Annotated in this window: 18 protein-coding genes; 3 read left to right on the forward strand and 15 right to left on the reverse strand. The window is 69.1% G+C overall.

The genetic code is table 11. From position 1 onward, the window contains the following. Nucleotides 1-4: 4 nt before the first annotated feature. Complete coding sequence (locus NL1_RS12090; RefSeq protein ID WP_067838056.1) at nucleotides 5-787, reverse strand: SDR family oxidoreductase; 783 nt, start codon at nucleotides 785-787, stop codon at nucleotides 5-7. Between the two features lie 100 nt (nucleotides 788-887). After that, entirely contained in the window at nucleotides 888-1,583 is a 696-nt protein-coding gene (locus NL1_RS12095; RefSeq protein WP_067838058.1) for an NAD(P)-dependent oxidoreductase, read from the reverse strand. 195 nt (nucleotides 1,584-1,778) lie between these two features. Here NL1_RS12095 and NL1_RS12100 point away from each other — a divergent pair, with 195 nt between their 5' ends. Further along, a complete protein-coding gene (locus NL1_RS12100) occupies nucleotides 1,779-2,675 on the forward strand; it encodes an RNA polymerase sigma-70 factor (RefSeq protein ID WP_067838060.1) in 897 nt (298 codons plus the stop codon). Nucleotides 2,676-2,691: 16 nt separating this feature from the next. Here the strand turns inward: NL1_RS12100 and NL1_RS12105 are convergent, their stop codons facing one another. The 7 genes from NL1_RS12105 to NL1_RS12135 all read right to left on the reverse strand — a co-directional run bounded on the left by NL1_RS12105 (nucleotide 2,692) and on the right by NL1_RS12135 (nucleotide 11,861). Then, nucleotides 2,692-3,306: a TetR/AcrR family transcriptional regulator gene (locus NL1_RS12105; protein WP_067838063.1), complete on the reverse strand. Its 615-nt coding sequence runs from the start codon at nucleotides 3,304-3,306 to the stop codon at nucleotides 2,692-2,694. A 5-nt stretch (nucleotides 3,307-3,311) separates the two neighbouring features. Then, nucleotides 3,312-4,094, reverse strand: coding sequence for an enoyl-CoA hydratase family protein (locus tag NL1_RS12110; RefSeq protein WP_067838066.1), 783 nt, complete (start codon nucleotides 4,092-4,094; stop codon nucleotides 3,312-3,314). Nucleotides 4,095-4,162: 68 nt separating this feature from the next. After that, on the reverse strand, nucleotides 4,163-5,323 hold the full coding sequence (locus tag NL1_RS12115; protein ID WP_067838068.1) for an acyl-CoA dehydrogenase family protein: 1,161 nt from the start codon (nucleotides 5,321-5,323) through the stop codon (nucleotides 4,163-4,165). 4 nt (nucleotides 5,324-5,327) lie between these two features. Continuing rightward, nucleotides 5,328-7,340, reverse strand: coding sequence for an acetyl/propionyl/methylcrotonyl-CoA carboxylase subunit alpha (locus tag NL1_RS12120; RefSeq protein ID WP_245673196.1), 2,013 nt, complete (start codon nucleotides 7,338-7,340; stop codon nucleotides 5,328-5,330). Between the two features lie 56 nt (nucleotides 7,341-7,396). Next, nucleotides 7,397-8,995 (reverse strand): acyl-CoA carboxylase subunit beta, encoded by a 1,599-nt coding sequence (locus NL1_RS12125; protein WP_067838075.1) that lies wholly within the window; start codon nucleotides 8,993-8,995, stop codon nucleotides 7,397-7,399. Then, nucleotides 8,992-10,149 carry an acyl-CoA dehydrogenase family protein gene (locus NL1_RS12130; RefSeq protein WP_067838077.1) on the reverse strand — a complete coding sequence of 386 codons (1,158 nt, stop codon included), beginning with the start codon at nucleotides 10,147-10,149 and terminating at the stop codon, nucleotides 8,992-8,994. Before NL1_RS12130 ends, NL1_RS12125 begins: the two co-directional genes overlap by 4 nt. Further along, a complete protein-coding gene (locus NL1_RS12135; RefSeq protein WP_067838080.1) occupies nucleotides 10,146-11,861 on the reverse strand; it encodes an acyclic terpene utilization AtuA family protein in 1,716 nt (571 codons plus the stop codon). The genes NL1_RS12130 and NL1_RS12135 overlap by 4 nt, the downstream gene beginning before the upstream one ends. A 166-nt stretch (nucleotides 11,862-12,027) precedes the next feature. On the opposite strand from NL1_RS12135, the gene NL1_RS38535 reads away from it, so the two are divergent. Further along, complete coding sequence (locus tag NL1_RS38535; protein ID WP_169813581.1) at nucleotides 12,028-12,186, forward strand: CG2302 family histidine operon protein; 159 nt, start codon at nucleotides 12,028-12,030, stop codon at nucleotides 12,184-12,186. A 97-nt stretch (nucleotides 12,187-12,283) separates the two neighbouring features. Further along, on the forward strand, nucleotides 12,284-12,580 hold the full coding sequence (locus NL1_RS12140) for a Rossmann-fold NAD(P)-binding domain-containing protein (RefSeq protein WP_067838082.1): 297 nt from the start codon (nucleotides 12,284-12,286) through the stop codon (nucleotides 12,578-12,580). A 68-nt stretch (nucleotides 12,581-12,648) separates the two neighbouring features. Here the strand turns inward: NL1_RS12140 and NL1_RS12145 are convergent, their stop codons facing one another. The 6 genes from NL1_RS12145 to thiO form a co-directional block, all read right to left on the reverse strand. After that, nucleotides 12,649-13,563 (reverse strand): adenylate/guanylate cyclase domain-containing protein, encoded by a 915-nt coding sequence (locus NL1_RS12145; RefSeq protein WP_373862554.1) that lies wholly within the window; start codon nucleotides 13,561-13,563, stop codon nucleotides 12,649-12,651. Nucleotides 13,564-13,851: 288 nt separating this feature from the next. Continuing rightward, nucleotides 13,852-14,652: an ABC transporter permease gene (locus NL1_RS12150; RefSeq protein ID WP_067838086.1), complete on the reverse strand. Its 801-nt coding sequence runs from the start codon at nucleotides 14,650-14,652 to the stop codon at nucleotides 13,852-13,854. Next, nucleotides 14,652-15,596, reverse strand: a complete 945-nt coding sequence (locus NL1_RS12155) for an ABC transporter ATP-binding protein (protein WP_067838181.1) — start codon at nucleotides 15,594-15,596, stop codon at nucleotides 14,652-14,654. Before NL1_RS12155 ends, NL1_RS12150 begins: the two co-directional genes overlap by 1 nt. A 99-nt stretch (nucleotides 15,597-15,695) precedes the next feature. Next, a complete protein-coding gene (locus tag NL1_RS12160; RefSeq protein ID WP_067838088.1) occupies nucleotides 15,696-16,454 on the reverse strand; it encodes a thiazole synthase in 759 nt (252 codons plus the stop codon). Further along, a complete protein-coding gene (gene thiS, locus NL1_RS12165) occupies nucleotides 16,447-16,665 on the reverse strand; it encodes a sulfur carrier protein ThiS (protein WP_067838091.1) in 219 nt (72 codons plus the stop codon). Before thiS ends, NL1_RS12160 begins: the two co-directional genes overlap by 8 nt. Further along, the gene (gene thiO, locus NL1_RS12170) at nucleotides 16,662-17,756 is read right to left on the reverse strand and encodes a glycine oxidase ThiO (protein WP_156094816.1); all 1,095 of its coding nucleotides are present in this window, start codon (nucleotides 17,754-17,756) and stop codon (nucleotides 16,662-16,664) included. Before thiO ends, thiS begins: the two co-directional genes overlap by 4 nt. Between the last annotated feature and the right edge of the window lie 68 nt (nucleotides 17,757-17,824).

Consider the following 17,824-nt stretch of genomic DNA (forward strand, 5'->3'; position numbering starts at 1 on the left):
ACATTCAGCCGACGGCCGGGTACGTCGCTTCGACCCACTCGGCGAACGTCGGACCCGCCAGGGTGGCGTGCGGGCCGGGCAGCAGCGTGCCGTCCTCGAACTGCTCGCGGTCCGGGTTGGCCGGGTCGCTGACCTCCTGCACCCGGATCGCGTCGCCGCGCCGGGCGACGAGCACCGCGGCCGCGCCCGCCATGGTCTCGGGCCGGGGTCCGGCGATCTCCGGGAACGGTCCGACGGTGCTCGCCGGGGCCGGGTGCACGGCCAGCTCGACGAGCTTCTCGGCGACGGTGCGGGCGGCCACCAGCTGCGTGCGCATGTTCGCCAGGTAGGCGACCTCGCCCTGGGTGCCCCACTGCGTCATCACCTCCACCAGCTCGTGGAACTGCGCTGCCCGCAGGATCTGCACCGGCAGCGGGCCTTTCGCAAGCTCCTGCTCGTGCGCCAGCTTCGCGGCGTTGTAGCCGGAGACCGAGTTGTCGATACCGATGATGGACACCACGACCAGCCGCTCGACCCCTGCCTGGGTACCCGCTTCGTGGAGGTTGCGCGCGGCGGCGGTGAAGAACGCGGTGGCGACGTCCCGATCGGCGGAGGGCGTGCTGGAGGCGTCGATCACCACGTCCACCCCGGCCAGTGCCTCGGCGAGACCGACGCCGGTCTCGATGTCCACGCCGTTGGCGCGGGAGAAGGCCACCACTTCGTGGCCCTGCTCGTTCAGCACGTCGACGACGTGGCGGCCCAGACGTCCGGTGGCTCCGGCAACGGCGATCTTCTTGCTGGCGTTCATGTCCGCTCCTTGTGCTCTGCTGCGGCGGTGTTCCGCGTTCACAGGAAGGACGACACAGCGACGACGAGTGTGACATCGCAAAGAACGCGCAGGTCAGGAGCTACTGTCGGGCCATTGCTTCGCGACGAATCCACTGGAACAAGGTGGGGTTGTCGACGGTGGTGATGACGCTGATCGCTGTGCGCAGGTAGCGGTCGTCGTCCAGCACGGCCAGCAGGCTCGCCGCCAGATCCACACGGGCAGTGAACCGTCCGTCGGCGTGGCCTTCGACGACGGTGTAGTCGGTGACCGACGGCAGGTGGTAGAGCCCACTCGGGCGCACGATCGTCCAGTCCAGATCGGTGGCGCGGATCAGCGCTTCCATGCGCCGCATGTCGTCATAGAGGGTTTTGCCGAGCACCCTCGTCACATACGGGAGCAGCACCCGGTTGAACAGGATCCCACCGTCGGAGTACGGGGGTGGATCGACCCCGCTCGAGCTGACCACGGCGAGCCGACGCACCCGATGCCGCTGCATCGCTGCGACGATATTGGCCGCACCACGCGAATAGGTGCTGATCGGTTCCTTCCCGGCGGGTACCCCGAGCGTCGACAGCACCGCATCCCGCTGCGCCACGGCGGCATCGACGGCTGCCGGATCGAGCACGTCGGCGCCGACCACCTCGAGCCGATCGTGGTGCAGCGGAAACGATTTCGGCTGCCGGGTGACCGCAGTGACCTGATGCCCGGCAGTCAGTGCCTGATCGGTCAGTAGACGACCGGTGGGACCATTGGCGCCGAAGACGGTGATACGCATGACGGTTTGTCCTTCCTAGAAGCTGGAGAAGCCGGTGTGGGCGGGTAATGGGGGGCGAACACAAGTGCCCGACAGCCGCGGACCCGTGACGGCGCGGCCCTGTGACGTGCACCACCACGTCCGGGTGTCACAAAACGGTCGGTGCTCGCCACTGATGCATGACATCGTCGACGAAGCCGACAGACAGGACCCACCATGAGCGACGGCGAACGCACTGCCCCCGCCACCGAGGCCTTCGTCGTCCACCGCAACCTGCTCTTCACCGTTGCCTATGAGATGCTCGGCTCAGCCGCCGACGCCGAGGACGTGCTGCAGGAGACCTGGCTGCAATGGGCAGCCGTCGATCTCGGCACGGTGCGCGATCAACGCGCCTTCCTGGTCAAGATCACCTCCCGGCAGGCAATCCGGCGAATGCGCACCCTAGGCCGCCGCCGGGAGTCCTACGTCGGCCCTTGGCTGCCCGAGCCGCTGCTCACCACGCCCGACGTCGCCGAGGACATCGAGCTGGCCGATAGCCTCTCGATGGCGATGCTGCTGGTGCTCGAAACGCTCGCCCCGACCGAGCGGGCGGTGTTCGTGCTGCGCGAAGTGTTCGGCATGGCCTACGACGAGATCGCGCACGTCGTGGACAAAAACCCAGCCTCGGTCCGCCAGATCGCCCACCGCGCTCGCGCACACGTCGCCGCGCGCCGGCCGCGCGGCGCCGTGACTGCCGTCGAGGCCCGGCAAGCGCTCGGAGCATTCCAACGAGCAGTCGAAACCGGCGATCTACAGGGCCTGCTCGACATCCTGGCGCCGGATGTCGTCTTCCTGGGCGACGGCGGCGGAGTCAAGCAGGCAACGCTGCGGCCCATTGTGGGCGCCGATCGCGTGATACGTGTGGTGAGCGGCGGCACAGGCTGGATGGGTGGGCCGGCCTCGGCCGAACCCGCTCACGTCAACGGCTGGCCCGCACTGGTCATCCGACTCAACGGAGAGATCGACGGTGTCGTGGCGGTGCGGATCGACAACGGCCTGGTCACCGGGCTCTACTACGTGCGCAACCCCGCCAAGCTCGAGCACCTTCACCGGGAAACCGCATTGGACCGTTGACCGGTAGTGCAGACCCTCAGCGTTGTGTCGTGAGCGCCGAGTGCAGTGTCGCCGACCACTGCTGGACGATCTCCTTGCGGCGGGCCGAGTCGTCGGTGAGGACGTCGGCGAGGCCGAGGCCGCGAGCCAGGTCGAGGGTGGCCTGTACCAGGTGGTGCGCGACGGGATCGGAGTCGTCGACGCCGAGCGCCTCGACGGCCCTGCGGTGCGCGATCCGGCCGAACTTCGCTTCCAAGGGCACGATGCGTTCGCGCAGAACCGGGTCGGCGGCGGCGTGCGTCCACACCTGGAGTGCCGCCTTGAACAGCGGGGAGGTGTAGGACTCGACCAGTCCCGCCACGACGGCCTCGGTCCGCCCCACTCCTTCGGCCACGTCCGCGACCGTCCGAGCCTCCGCCGTGGCCTGATCCATGCGGGTGTCGAACATGTACTCCAACGCACCGGTGATCAGGTCTTCCCTGGTCGGGAAATGATGCTGTGCCGCACCGCGCGACACCCCCGCCCGTTCGGCGACCACCGCGACCGTGGCGGCGGCCCAGCCCATCTCGGCCAGGCAGTCGATGGTCGCCTCGAGCAGGCGCTGCCGGGTTGCTCGGCTGCGGTCCTGCTTGGGTTCGTGGGGTGTCGCCATGGCGCTTATTCTGCCCAGCTCGGTGCGCGCCGCTGCAGGAAGGCCAGCATGCCTTCGTGCACCTCGGGGGTGCCGAAGAAGCTCGCCGAACGCCGCGCGAGTTCCTCGGCCGAGGCGTCGAACCCCGCCAGGATGTCCGCGTTGACCAGACGCTTCGCCTCGGCCAGTCCCTGCGGCGAGCCTTTGCGCAGCTCGCCGATCAGCCGCGCGACTTCGGCCGCAGGGTCCTCGGCGGTGATGGTGACCAGCCCGATCTCGGTGGCGACGTCGGCGCCGAACTTCTCGCCGGTCATGTAGTAGCGGCTGGCGGCGCGCGGGCTCAGCCGCGGCAGCAGGGTGAGCGAGATCATGAAGGGCGCCAGCCCGATTCGCACCTCGGTGAGCGCGAAGGAGCTGCCCGGCCCGGCCACCACCAGGTCGCAGGCCGCGACGATGCCCATGCCGCCCGCGCGCACATTGCCGTCGATCTGCGCGATCACCGGCTTCGGGGTCTCCACGAGCCTGCGCAGCACGCCGATCATCACGCGCGTGCGCTGATCGGCGGCCACCGCGGGATCGGCGTCGCTGGCCTCGCTGAGGTCGGCGCCCGCGCAGAAGGTGTTGCCGGTATGCGCGAGCACGATGCCGCGCACCGCGGGATCGGCGGCCGCGTCATCGAGGCCGCTGAGCAGTTCGGCGACCAGGCGCGAGGACAGTGCGTTGCGGTTGTGCGGAGAGTCGAGGGTGAGGACCGCGAAGCCGTCGCGGACCTCGTAGCGAACGAGCGGCGCGGTGGAAGTGTCGGTCATTCGGGCCTCCTGTGGTTCGATCGAGAATCCCGCTCCAGCCGGTGCCGACCGGAGCGGGATCGGCTGCGTCAGTAGGACTTCGGCAGGCCCAGCGAGAACTGGGCGACGAAGTTGAGCACCATCTCACGGCTGACCGGAGCGATCCTGCCGATGCGCGACGCGGCGAGCATGGCCGCCAGACCGTAGTCCGCGGTGAGACCCGCGCCGCCGTGCGTCTGGATCGCCTGGTCCAGCGCCTTGATGCTGGCCTCGGCCGCCGCGTACTTGGCCATGTTCGCGGCTTCGGCGGCGCCCATCTCCTCGCCCGCGTCGTAGAGCGTCGCGGCCTTCTGCATCATCAGCTTGGCCATTTCCAGCTCGATCTTCACCTGCGCCAGCGGATGCGAAATGCCTTGGTGCGCACCGATCGGCGTCTTCCAGACCTTGCGCTCCTTGGCGTATTCCACGGCGCGGTCGATGGCGTAGCGGCCGAGACCGACAGCCATCGCGGCGCCCATGATCCGCTCCGGGTTCAGGCCGGCGAACAGCTGCATCAGCGCGGCGTCCTCCTTACCGACCAGGGCGTTGGAGGGCAGGCGGACGTCGTCGAGGAACAGGTTGTACTGGTGGTCCGGCTCGATGATGTCCATCTCCTGCGCCGTCTTGGTGAAGCCGGGCGCGTCGGTGGGCACGATGAACAGGGCGGGCTTGAGCTTGCCGGTCTTGTGGTCCTCGGTGCGCGAGACGATCAGCACCGCTTCGGCCTGGTCCACGCCCGAGATGAAGATCTTGCGGCCGTTGAGAATCCAGTCGTCACCGTCGCGGCGGGCGGTGGTGGTGATCTGGTGCGAGTTGGACCCGGCGTCGGGTTCGGTGATGCCGAAGACCATCCGGCCCGTGCCGTCGGCGAGCTTGGGCAGCCACTCCTGCTTCTGCTCGTCGGTGCCGTACTTGGTGATGATGGTGCCGCAGATGGCCGGGGAGACCACCATCAGCAGCAGGCCCGCGCCCTGCGCCGACAGCTCCTCCATCACCAGCGCCAGCTCGTACATGCCCGCGCCACCGCCGCCGTACTCCTCGGGCAGATTCACACCGAGGAACCCGAGTTTGCCTGCCTCGTCCCACAATTCGGTGAGCGGCTCGTTCTTGCGTGCCCTGGGCAGCACGTAGTCGCGGTAGGTGTACTTCGCGGCGAGGGCGGCTACCGCGGCCCGCAGCTGCTTGCGCTCGTCGGATTCGATGAAGGACATGAGGTTACTGCTCCTGGTTCTCGTTGACCGCGTCGTCGGGATCCACGACGGCAAGGACGGCGCCGATGTCGACCTGCTGGCCGACGGTGACATTGAGTGCGCTCAGCACACCGGAGGCGGGCGCGGCGATCGTGTGTTCCATCTTCATCGCCTCCAGCCACAGAATCGGCTGCCCGGCGTCCACCCGGCTGCCGACCTCCGCGCCGAGCCGGATCACGCTGCCCGGCATGGGCGCGAGCAGCGAACCGGTGGCCACCTGGTCGGCCGGATCGCTGAAGCGCGGTAGCCTGCGGGCGCTCACCGGTCCGAGCGGCGAGTCGACGCAGACCAGATCGCCGTAGCGCGCGACGGTGAACACGCGCCGCACCGGTCCGCGTTCGCCCGGGACGTTCAGCACCACCCGCTCGGGGCTCAGCTCCACCAGCTCGACGCCCTCGTGGCCGTCGATCGTCGCGCCGTCGCGGGTGAACCGGTAGCCGACCTCGTGCACGCCGCTGGTGCGGCTCTCGTAGGACTTGCGCTGCGACTGCGAAGGCAGGTTGCGCCAGCCGCTCGGCAGCCCGCCGCCGACCCGCGCCGCCGCGCGTTTGTCCGCGGCATCCGCGAGAGCCGCGGCGACGAGGGACAGCGCCTCGTCGGACTCCCACGCCAAAGGTTCTGCGAGCGAATCCAATCCGTGCGTCTCGAAGAACGCGGTGTCGGTGTCGCCCGCCAGGAAGGCCGGGTGGCGCAGCACCCGCACCAGCAGGTCGCGGTTGGTCACCAGACCGTGGATACGGGCCCGCTGCAAAGCCGAGGCGAGCAGACGCGCTGCCTCCGTGCGGGTCTCGGCGTAGGAGATGACCTTGGCCAGCATCGGGTCGTAGTGCACGCCGACGACCGAACCATCGACGACGCCGGTGTCCAGGCGCACGCCCGCTCGGTCCAGTAGATCGAATTCCGTAGTGACCGAAGGGATGTCGATGCGGTGCACGGTGCCGCTCTGCGGCTGCCAGTCGTGCGCCGGGTCCTCCGCGTAGAGCCGGACCTCGATCGAATGTCCGCGCATGGCGGGCGGTTCGGCGGGTAGCGCACCGCCCGCGGCCACCTCCAGTTGCAGGCGAACGAGATCCAGGCCGGTGGTGCATTCGGTGACCGGATGTTCCACCTGGAGACGGGTGTTCATCTCCAGGAAGAAGAAGTCGCCCTGTTCGTCGGCCAGGAACTCGACGGTGCCCGCGCCGGTGTAGCCGATCGCACCGGCCGCGAGCCGCGCCGCCTCGAACAACCTCTCGCGCATGCCGTCCACGCGCTCGACCAGCGGCGACGGCGCCTCCTCGACCACCTTCTGGTGACGCCGCTGAATCGAGCACTCGCGCTCACCGACCGACCAGATCGTGCCGTGCGTATCGGCCATCACCTGGACTTCGATATGCCTGCCGGTCTCGAGGTAGCGCTCGCAGAACACGGTCGGGTCGCCGAACGCGGATTCGGCCTCGCGCCGGGCCGCCGCGATCTGCGGTTCCAGGTCGGCGAGTTCGCGCACCACCCGCATACCGCGCCCGCCGCCACCGGCGGACGCCTTGATCAGCACCGGCAAGTGCGCCTCGGTGACCTCGGCCGGGTCCAGCTCCGCGAGCACCGGCACGCCCGCGGCGTCCATCATCTTCTTGGACGCGACCTTCGAGCCCATCTGCTCGATGGCCTCGATCGGCGGTCCGATCCACACCAGTCCGGCGGCCTGCACGGCGCGGGCGAATTCGGCGTTCTCCGAAAGGAATCCGTAGCCGGGGTGGATAGCGTCGGCACCGGCCGAGAGCGCGGCCTCGACGATCAGCTCGCCGCGCAGGTAGGTCTCGGCGGGGGTGTTGCCGGGGAGCCGGACCGCGGCGTCGGCCTCGCCGACGTGCGGGGCCGCGGCGTCCGCGTCCGAGTACACGGCGACGGTGCCCAGACCCATCCGCCGACAGGTGGCGAAAACCCGGCGGGCGATCTCGCCGCGATTGGCGACCAACACATTGGAAAGCCCGCCCGTCACCCGGCCGCCACCCCTCACGGAATCACTGCGTGATGCTGTCATATTCACGGCTGGCCTCACATCCGGAAGACGCCGAAGCCCTCGGCGCCCTTGATCGGGGCATTGTGGATGGCCGAGAGCGCCATGCCCAATACCGTGCGGGTGTCGCGGGGGTCGATGACGCCGTCGTCGTAGAGCCTGCCCGACATGAACATCGGCAGCGACTCGGCCTCGATCTGCGCCTCGATCATGGCGCGCATGCCCGCGTCGGCCTCCTCGTTGAACGGCATGCCCTTCGCCTCGGCGGCGGCGCGGCCGACGATCGAGATGACACCGGCCAGCTGCGCGCCGCCCATCACCGCGGATTTCGCACTGGGCCAGGCGAAGACGAAGCGCGGATCGTAGGCGCGACCGCACATGCCGTAGTGCCCCGCGCCGTAGGAGGCGCCCATCAGCAGCGAGATGTGCGGCACCTTGGAGTTGGAGACCGCGTTGATCATCATCGCGCCGTGCTTGATGATGCCCTTCTGCTCGAACTCCTTGCCGACCATGTAGCCGGTGGTGTTGTGCAGGAACAACAGTGGCGTATCCGACTGGTTGGCCAGCTGGATGAACTGCGCCGCCTTCTGCGCTTCCTCGGAGAACAGCACACCGCGCGCGTTGGCCAGGATGCCGACCGGATAGCCGTGCAGCTCGGCCCAGCCGGTGACCAGGCTGCTGCCGTACAGCGGCTTGAACTCGTCGAAATCGGAGCCGTCCACGACGCGCGCGATCACCTCGCGCGGATCGAACGGGATCTTCAGATCGGAGGGGACGATGCCGAGCAGCTCCTCCTGATCGAACAGCGGCTCGATCACCTCCGCGCGCGGCGCGGGACCCTGCTTCTTCCAGTTCAGGCGTCTGACAATGGATCGACCGATGCGGATCGCGTCCTGCTCGTCGATGGCCAGGTAGTCGGCCAGACCCGATGTCCTGGCGTGCATTTCGGCGCCGCCGAGGGATTCGTCGTCGGACTCCTCACCGGTGGCCATCTTCACCAGCGGCGGACCGCCGAGGAACACCTTGGAGCGCTCCTTGATCATCACGGTGTAGTCCGACATGCCCGGGACATAGGCGCCGCCCGCCGTGGAGTTGCCGAACACCAGCGCGATGGTCGGAATGCCCATCGCGGACAGCTTCGTCAGGTCGCGGAACATCCGGCCGCCGGGGACGAAAACCTCCTTCTGCGTGGGCAGGTCGGCGCCACCGGACTCCACGAGGCCGATCACCGGCAGCCGGTTCTCCATGGCGATGTCGTTCATGCGCAGGTTCTTGCGCAACGTCCACGGGTTGGAGGTGCCGCCGCGCACCGTGGGATCCGGTGCGACGATCATGCATTCGACGCCTTCGACGATGCCGATGCCCGCGATGACGCTGCCGCCCACGTGGAAGTCGCTGCCCCACGCGGCAAGCGGGCACAGCTCGAGGAACGGCGAGTCCTCGTCGATGAGCAGTTCGATGCGTTCGCGCGCGGTCAGCTTGCCGCGCTTGCGGTGCCGCGCCATCTTGTCCGGGCCGCCGCCCGCGACGTTCTTGGCGAATTCGGCACCGATCTCGGTGAGCTTGGTGGTCATCGCCTCCGCGGCGGCGGTGTACTCCACCGATCCGCTGTCGAGGGTGCTGTGCAGAGTCGTCATGACTGGTACCCCAATCGTTTGGCGGCGAGTGCGGTCAGGATTTCGGTGGTGCCACCGCCGATGCCGAGAATGCGGATGTCACGGTACTGGCGCTCCACCTCGGACTCGCTCATGTAGCCGAGACCGCCGAAGAGCTGCACGGCCTGATTGGCCACCCACTCGCCCGCCTCGACGGCGGTGTTCTTGGCGAAGCACACCTCGGCGATCAGGTCGGTCTCGCCATTGGCACTGCGCTGCACCACATCTCGGGTGTACACGCGGGCGACATCGATGCGCCGGGCCATCTCGGTCACCGTGTTCTGCACGGCCTGCCTGCTGATCAGCGGGCGGCCGAAGGTCTCGCGGTTGCGCACCCATTCGAGGGTCAGGTCCAGGCAGCGCTGCGCCTGCGAATACGCCTGCACCGCGAGGCCGACCCGCTCGCTGACGAACGCGCCCGCGATCTGATAGAAGCCGGAGTTCTCCGTGCCGACCAGGTTCTCGACCGGCACCCGCACGTCGACGTAGGACAGTTCCGCGGTGTCGGAGGCGCGCCAGCCCATCTTGTCCAGCTTGCGGCTGACGGTGAACCCGGGCGTGCCCTTCTCCACGATCAGCAGCGAGATGCCACCGGAGCCGGGGCCGCCGGTGCGCACCGCGGTGACCACGAAGTCGGCGCGGCAGCCGGAGGTGATGTAGGTCTTCGCGCCGTTGACGATGTAGTGGTCGCCGTCGCGGCGCGCGGTGGTGGTGAGGTGGCCGACATCGGAGCCGCCGCCCGGTTCGGTGATGGCCAGCGAACCGATCTTCTCCCCGGCCAGGGTCGGACGGGCGAAGCGCTCGATCAGGTCCTCGTTGCCGGAGGCGATGATGTGCGGCACCGAGATGCCGCAGGTGAACAGGGAAGCGAACAGTCCGCCGGAGGCACCCGCCTGGTGGATCTCCTCGCAGACGATCATGGCGTCCACACCGTCGCCGCCGGAACCGCCCGCCGACTCGGGGAACTGCGCGCCGAGCAGGCCCAGCGCGCCCGCCTTCTTGTGCAGCTCACGGGGGATCTCGCCGTCACGCTCCCAGTCGCCGAGGTATGGCAGAACCTCGCGCTCGACGAAACCGCGCACGGTGGCGCGCAATTCGCGCCGCTCCGGTGTATTCCACGGACTGACTATGGTCATGAGAGCAGCTCCACGGGGATATCGAGGTGGCGGGAGCGCAGCCATTCGCCGAGCCCCTTGGCCTGCGGATCGAAGCGAGCCTGGTAGGCCACGCCCTTGCCGAGCAGGCCGGAGATGATGAAGTTCACGGCGCGCAGGTTCGGCAGGACGTGCCGGGTGACGGTCAGCGGCGCGGCCTCCGGCAGCAGTTCCTTGACCCGCTCCACGGTGAGCGTGTGCACCAGCCAGCGCCACTGATCGTCGGTGCGCACCCACACACCGATGTTCGCGTCGCCGCCCTTGTCGCCGCTGCGGGCCAGCGCAATGGCGCCGAGCGGCGCGCGGCGAGTCTCGCTCGCGGCCAACGGCTCCGGCAGCTCGGGTTCCGAAACACTTTCCAGCGCCGTGGTTTCCGTCGCGGGCGCGACCTCGACGCGGGTGCCTTCCGGTAGCACCGCGGTGTGCGGCACCTCGACGGCGTCGACGAAACCGGGCGTGAACACGCCGTACGGCGAGCCGTTGCCGGGCAGGGTGGTGAAGGTGCACCCCGGGTAGCTGGCCAGGGCCAGCTCCACCGCGATGCTGGAGAAGGCGCGGCCGACCTTGTTCGGATCCGGGTCGCGCACCACGCAGCGCAGCAGCGCGCTGGCCTGCTCCTCGGTGTCGGCGTCCGGCCGGTCCAGCCGGGCAAGCGTCCACTCCAGCTCGGCCGGGCGCACCGCCAGCCAGGATTCCAGCTGACGTTGCGCCAGTGCGGCTTTCGCCTCGATGTCCAAGCCCGTCAGCACGAATTCCATCTCGTTGCGGAAGCCGCCGAGGGTGTTCAGCGAAACCTTGAGCTGCGGCGGCGGCGCCTCGCCCGCGACACCGCTGATCAGCACCCGGTCCCGGCCCTCCTGCGTCAGCCGGATGGTGTCGAGCCGCGCCGTGACGTCCGGCCCCGCGTAGCGCGCGCCCTGGATCTCGTACATCAGCTGCGCCTCGACCGTGTCGACAGTGACCGCGCCGCCGGTGCCCTCGTGCTTGGTGATCACACTGCTGCCGTCGCGGCGGATCTCGGCGATCGGGAAGCCGGGCCTGCCGAGATCGGCGAGTTCGGTGAACAAGGCGAAGTTGCCGCCGGTGGCCTGGGTGCTGCACTCGATGACGTGGCCCGCCACCACCGCGCCCGCGAGCGCGTCGTAATCCGTTCGGCCCCAACCGAAATGCGCGGCCGCTGGGCCCACGATCACCGAGGCGTCGGTGACCCGGCCGGTGACCACGATGTCGGCGCCCGCGTTCAGGCATTCGACGATGCCCCACGCGCCGAGGTAGGCGTTGGCGGTGAGCGGGCTGCCGAGGCCGAGTTCGCCTGCGCGCGAGAGCAAATCGTCGCCCTCGACGTGCGCGACCTTGGCGTCCAGCCCGAGATCGGCGGCCACCTTGCGCAGCTTCTCGGCCAGCCCGGCCGGATTCAGGCCGCCGGCGTTCGCGACGATCTGCACATTGCGTTCCAGAGCGAGCCCGAGGCAGTCCTCGATCTGTTTGACGAAGGTCTTGGCGTAGCCGAGGCTCGGGTCCTTCATCCGGTCCCTGCCCAGGATCAACATCGTCAGCTCGGCGAGATAGTCGCCCGTGAGCACATCGAGCTGCCCGCCCTCGAGCATCTCGCGCATGGCGCTGAGCCGATCGCCGTAGAACCCGGAGCAGTTGCCGATGCGGATGACATCCCGATCGGCGGCCAACTTACTCATCAGCCGGAGGCCTCCCTTGCGGTGGAGTTCGCGTTCCGGTGTTCAGCATCACATCCGACCGGGAAAAAATCAAGCGTGCGTGCTTGTTAATTGTTCAAGCAGGTCAGGGGCACAGGCGGGCGCCCGGCGGGCGGCCTGCCGGGGCCGGGCGGGCAGAATGAGCCCCATGTCCACCGACGTCACCGTGATCCTGCTGCTCGCCCTCGCCGGCTTCCTGATCGGCGGCGCGTACTCCACGTGGAAAACCTCCCGTCCCCTCTCCATCTCCCTCGCGGCCTGCGCCGTTCTCGCCGCGGGCGGCGCCATAGCCTGGGGCTTCGCGTAACAACAGGCGAATCCCGTGACTGCCGTCGGCCCGTCCCCGGTGAATGAGAACACTCAGTATCCGTCGGCCGAGTGCTGATCGACTGCGATCAGTCGAAGTGACCGGCCCGCGGCTGCTCACTTTCGCCGAGGCCGTCGCCGAAATCGCCGCCGCCGCAGGGCGTCCGATCGAGTTCGTGCGGGTCGAGCCGGAGGACTACGCAGCCGCGGCGCGCGGCCAGGGCCTGCCGGACGAACTGGTCGACTTCCTGATCTACCTGTTCACCACGGTGCTGGACGGCCGCAACGCCCACGTGACGGACGGCATCGATCGCGGGCTGGGTCGCAAGCCAGGCGATTTCGCCGATTACGTGCGCAAGACCGCCGCCACCGGCAGCTGGAATGCGTACGAGTAAGTGCATCGGCGCGGCTCGAACCGACGGCCTCGACCTGCGGTTCTGGTTTCCGCCAGCTCGGGGCTGACTTAGTTCCTCGATAGCCGGAAGATGCGGAGGTCTTCCGGCACACCACTGAGCGGGGCCGCGAAGAAACTGCGTCGGTAGGGCTTGACGGTCAAGCCCAGTTCCGCGAGCGTTTCCGGCTCCAGGGACTGGAGGGTGGCCTCGGAGACCATGGTGTTGCCGTTGCCGCCCGCCTCCATGACGCGTGCGGCAATGGTGACGTCGACGCCGAGCCAGTCGCCGCCGATTTCGCGCGGCGAGCCGGTATGCAGGCCCATCCGCATCCTCGGGCGATAACCGCGCAGGTCGATCTGGGACAGGTTGCGTTTGGCCTGGACGGCGGCGCGTACGGCGCGGTCTGCGGAGGGGAACACGGCCATGACGCCGTCGCCCATCCGCTTCACCACTCGGCCGCCGCGATCGGCGATCGGCGGTTCGATGGCCTTGGCGACCTCGCGCAGCAGTTCGAGGGTCACCTCGTCGCCCGCCGTGAGCGACCAACTGGAGAAGGCCACCAGGTCGGTGAACATGACGGTGATCTCTTCGCTGCCTTTGCCGCGGCCGACGCGCTCCAGCATGGCCTGCCAGACCTGCAACGCGCCGAAACCGATCTCGCGGGCCGCGCTGGGGGTGTCGCCGACCAGTTTGTCGGCGGCCCTGGCGACCGCGCGGGCGCCGCCCGGCCCGGTGACGGAAAGCGGATCGCCGAAGGACGGATCGCCAGGAAGTTGTTCGCGCGCCTTGCGGAGCACCTCGATCAGATCCGAACGCTGATTGGCCGCGTTCATCAATGCGGAGAGCTGCTTCTTGCGAAGAACCGACCCCGGACGACGGCCGCCGTCCGGCTCGTCGGTGGGCTCCAACGGAATCACCACCTCGCCGCCGTTGTCCTCCGACCGCGACCCTGGCTCGGCACCGCCGGGAGGTGTATCGCTCACGCCCCGAGCGTATCTCAGCTGAAGGAGCGTAGGCCGGTTACGCACGTTCACCCTCTCGACGCAGACGGACGCGGACTGCCCGAAACCGCCCGTGTCCGGAGGCGGGAGTAGCGAAACGACCACCGGCCCGGTGGTGAAGGGGGATTGTCTTCACGCACCGGGCCGGTGGTCCGCACAGTCCGCCGGGCAGTGGCGGACAGTGCTACCGGGTCGCGGACCTCCCGACAAGGTCGCGTCCCCGAGCCCGAGTGGCGAGGGAGGGCAACTCGGGCAGCTCTTCGGTTTTTCTCAGGCGTCGCGCTTGTTCACCACGACCAGCGCCGCGCCGAACACGAGGGCGACGAAGGCCGCGAAGTAGAGCAGCGCGGGCCAGGCGCCCCAGTGCCACGGCAGCCCGGTGTCCTCGAGGCCGAGGAAGCGGTTCGCATTCTGGAAGGGCAGGAACACCTGGATGTTGCGGCCGTACTTGCCGAAAGCGCCGATGATCGGCTCGATCAGCACCGGCCACACGATCAGCAGCGACAGCGCGCCCGCCGACTGGCGGATCAGGGCGCCGACGCCCACCGAAAGGAAGACGACCAGCGCGGCGAAGATCGGGACCGCGTAGAAGACCTTCAGGTCGCCGTCGGTGAGGCTGAGCTTGCTGCCGACATCGCTGTCGGTCAGCGCCTTCAGGATGAGGAAGCTGAGGAAGGTCAGGATCGCCGAGAGCACCGCGGCGCCGACCGCGATCATGCTCGCCTTGGTGACCAGCACCGCGGAACGGTGCGGCACGGCGAGGAAGGTGGCCTTGATGGTGCCGAAGCGATATTCGCTGGTCACCGCCAACGCGGCCAGGATCATGATCAGGATGTAGCCGAAGCCGGGGATGAACGAGACGCCGGTGATGCCGAGGCCCGCCATCACGTTCTCCGCGTACGGCGGTTCCGCCGCGATCGACGGGTCTTCCTGGTAGGCGTTCATCGACACGTTCAGCAGCAGGCTGAACAGGGCCGTGATGCCGAGGGCGAAGGCCACCGTGAGGGCGGCGCACCACCAGGGCGACCTGGTCGAGGTGAGCTTGATACGTTCCGCTGCCAACACGCCCATCAGAGCGCACCTCCCATCACCTGATCGAAACCTTCACCGTGGTACTGCACAGACCCACCTGTCATCCGCATGAACGCCTCCTCCAGCGAGGCCCGCTGCGGCGAGAGCTCGAACAGCGTGATGTCGTTCGCGCCCGCCAGCTTGCCGACGGCGTCGCTCGGCACGCCCGCCACCAGCAGCGCAGGTCCCTCCGTGCCCGCGCCGTCCTCGCGCACCGTCATGCCGTTGGAGGTGAGCAGGCTGCGCAGCTGGTCCAGCTGCGGGCTGCGCACCCGCACCGACTGCTCGGAGGCGCGCTCGATGAACTCCTGCGTCGTGGTGTCGGCGATCAGCTTGCCGCGACCGATCACCACCAAGTGCTCGGCGGTCTGCGCCATCTCCGAGAGCAGGTGGCTCGAGACCAGCACGGTGCGGCCCTCGGCGGCCAGGCGCTGCATGAACCGGCGGATCCACAGGATGCCCTCCGGGTCGAGGCCGTTCACCGGCTCGTCGAACAGCAGCACCTGGGGATCGCCGAGCAGGGCGCCCGCCAGGCCGAGCCGCTGCGACATACCCAGCGAGAAGCCGCCCGCGTTCTTGCCCGCGACCTCGGAGAGGCCGACGAGCCGCAGCACCTCGTCCACGCGCGACTTGGCGATGCCGTTGGACGCCGCGAGCCACTGCAGGTGCGAGCGCGCCGAACGGTTCGGATGCACCCACTTGGCGTCCAGCAGCGCGCCGACGGTGCGTAGCGGATGGTCGAGGTCGTGGTACGGCTTCCCCTGAATGAGCGCGGTACCCGCGGTCGGCTTGTCAAGGCCCAGGATCATCCGCATCGTGGTCGACTTACCGGCGCCGTTCGGTCCCAGGAAGCCCGTCACCTGTCCGGGTCGCACGGTGAAGGACAGATCCTGAACCGCGGCGGTCTGGCCGTAATGCTTGGTCAGGCCCCTCAGTTCGATCATGGGGTCCAGCATTGCGTAAAACCGCGCGTCGCGCGTCACTACAAAGTTGCGATCCCGTCATCCTTGCGGATGAGTTGCCCCTGAGTCTCCGGTCGGGGTTCAGAGCTCAGGGGAGGACGCCTGCGCCCAGAAGCGCTTGGGGATGCGACCGGCCTGCCTGGCGAGGTAGCCCGCCCGGACGGCGTCGGCCATCGCCGCCGCCATCAGCTCGGGACGCTTCGCCCGGGTGACGGCGGTGGCCAGCAGCACCGCGGAGCAGCCGAGCTCCATGGCGAGCGCCGCGTCGCTCGCCGTGCCGATGCCCGCGTCCAGAATCACCGGGACGCCCGCGGCGGCCACGATCATCTCGATGTTGTGCGGGTTGCCGATGCCGAGACCGGTGCCGATCGGGGCGCCGAGCGGCATGACGGCGGCGCAGCCCGCGTCCTCCAGGCGCCGTGCCAGCACCGGGTCGTCGGAGGTGTAGGGCAGCACCACGAAGCCCGCGTCCACCAATTGTTCTGCGGCGCTCAGCAATTCGATCGGATCGGGCAGCAGGGTCCGTTCGTCGGCGATCACCTCGAGCTTGACCCAGTTGGTGCCGAGCGCCTCGGCGGCCAGCTGCGCGGTGAGCACGGCCTCGGCGGCGGTGCGGCAGCCCGCGGTATTGGGCAGCGGCATGATGTCGAGCCGCTTCAGCAGGTCGAGCACGCCGGTCCCACCCGCGGCGTCCACCCTGCGCATGGCGACCGTGGTGAGCTCGGTGCCGGAGGCGACCAGCGCCTCCTCCAGCACCGCGAGGCTCTCCGCGCCGCCGGTGCCCATGATGAGCCGGGAATCGAACTCGCGGTCGGCGATACGTAGCGGTGCGTTACCCACCTTGGACCGCCGTCAGCACCTCGATGTTCCAGCCGCGGCCGACGGGCTCGTCCCAGCGCGACTTCGGGAACACCGCGCCGTCCACGGCCAGCGCCACACCCTGACAGGGCAGCTCGAGGGCAGCCAAAAGCTCACGGACGGTGAGCGGTTCGGCGAATTCGTGATCCTGCCCGTTCACGGTGACGCCGATGGGAACGGATGTCGCGGTCATCGAACTCCTTCTGCGGTGACTGGGGACGACACTGCCGTCGTCGAAAAGCGTTGCGGATCGGCGGCTTCCGCCTCGGGAAGCGGCGCGCCGCCGAGCACCCCGAGTACGGCGTCGACGGTCAGCGGCATGGTGAGCATGCCGTTGCGCCCGTGCCCGGTGGCGGCGATCACCCGATCGGCGAGCCTGCCGATCAGCGGCAGGTTGTCGGGACTGCCCGGCCGGGAACCCGCCGCGGCCTCGGTCAGTTCGTATTCGCCGATGCCGGGCAGCACGGCCTCGGCGTCGGCGATCAGGTCGCGGACACCGGCCACGGTCACCGCCGTGTCGAAACCCGCCTCGTATTGCGTTGCGCCGACGACGATTCCGTCTCGACGCGGCACGAGATACACCGGCCTGCCGTGCACGCGGGCGCGGATCACCCGCCGCGGCGCGGGCGCGGCGCCCGGCCGATGACGCAGCCGCAGGATCTCCCCCTTGACGGGCCGCACCGGCAGCTCGGGCCACAGTCGTGCCGAGGCCGCGCCCGCGGCGAGCACGATCTGATCGAAGGCAAGCGCGTCGAGGTCGGTGACCTCCTCGGCGCGCAGGTCGACGCCCGCCGCGGCCACGGCCGTCCGCAGGCCGTCGAGCAGGCGCCGGTTGTCGATGGCTGGTTCGGCCGATGCCAGCAAACCGGCGCGCACGGTGCGGGCGAGCACCGGTTCCAGTTCGCGCACGCCCGCGCGGTCGAGCACGCGCAGTTCGTGGCCGTGGCCGCCGACCCAGTCGGCGACGGTGCGCAGGTCGGCGGCGTCCGCGGCGTCCAGCGCGACGGTCAGGGTCTCGTCGGCGACGAAGACCTGCGCGCCGGAGACGGACTCCAGCCGGGCCGCGAACTCCGGCCACCGGGCCAGCGCGGCAGCGCCGAATTCGAGAACACGATCCTCACCGGGCCAGCCCTCCGAGAGCGGGGCCAGCATCCCACCGGCGACCCACGAGGCGCCGGATCCGGCGGCGGGATCGAACAGCGTGACCTGCCATCCCGCCTCGGCGGCCCGCCACGCCACCGCCAGGCCGATGGCGCCGCCACCGACGACGGCGAGTGTCCGCATCCTGTCCACCTAACCTCATCCGTGCGGGGTACTCACGCACCATGTCAACGCGCCGCGGCCACCGTGCT

Source organism: Nocardia lijiangensis NBRC 108240 (assembly GCF_001613045.1).
Lineage (GTDB): Bacteria > Actinomycetota > Actinomycetes > Mycobacteriales > Mycobacteriaceae > Nocardia > Nocardia lijiangensis.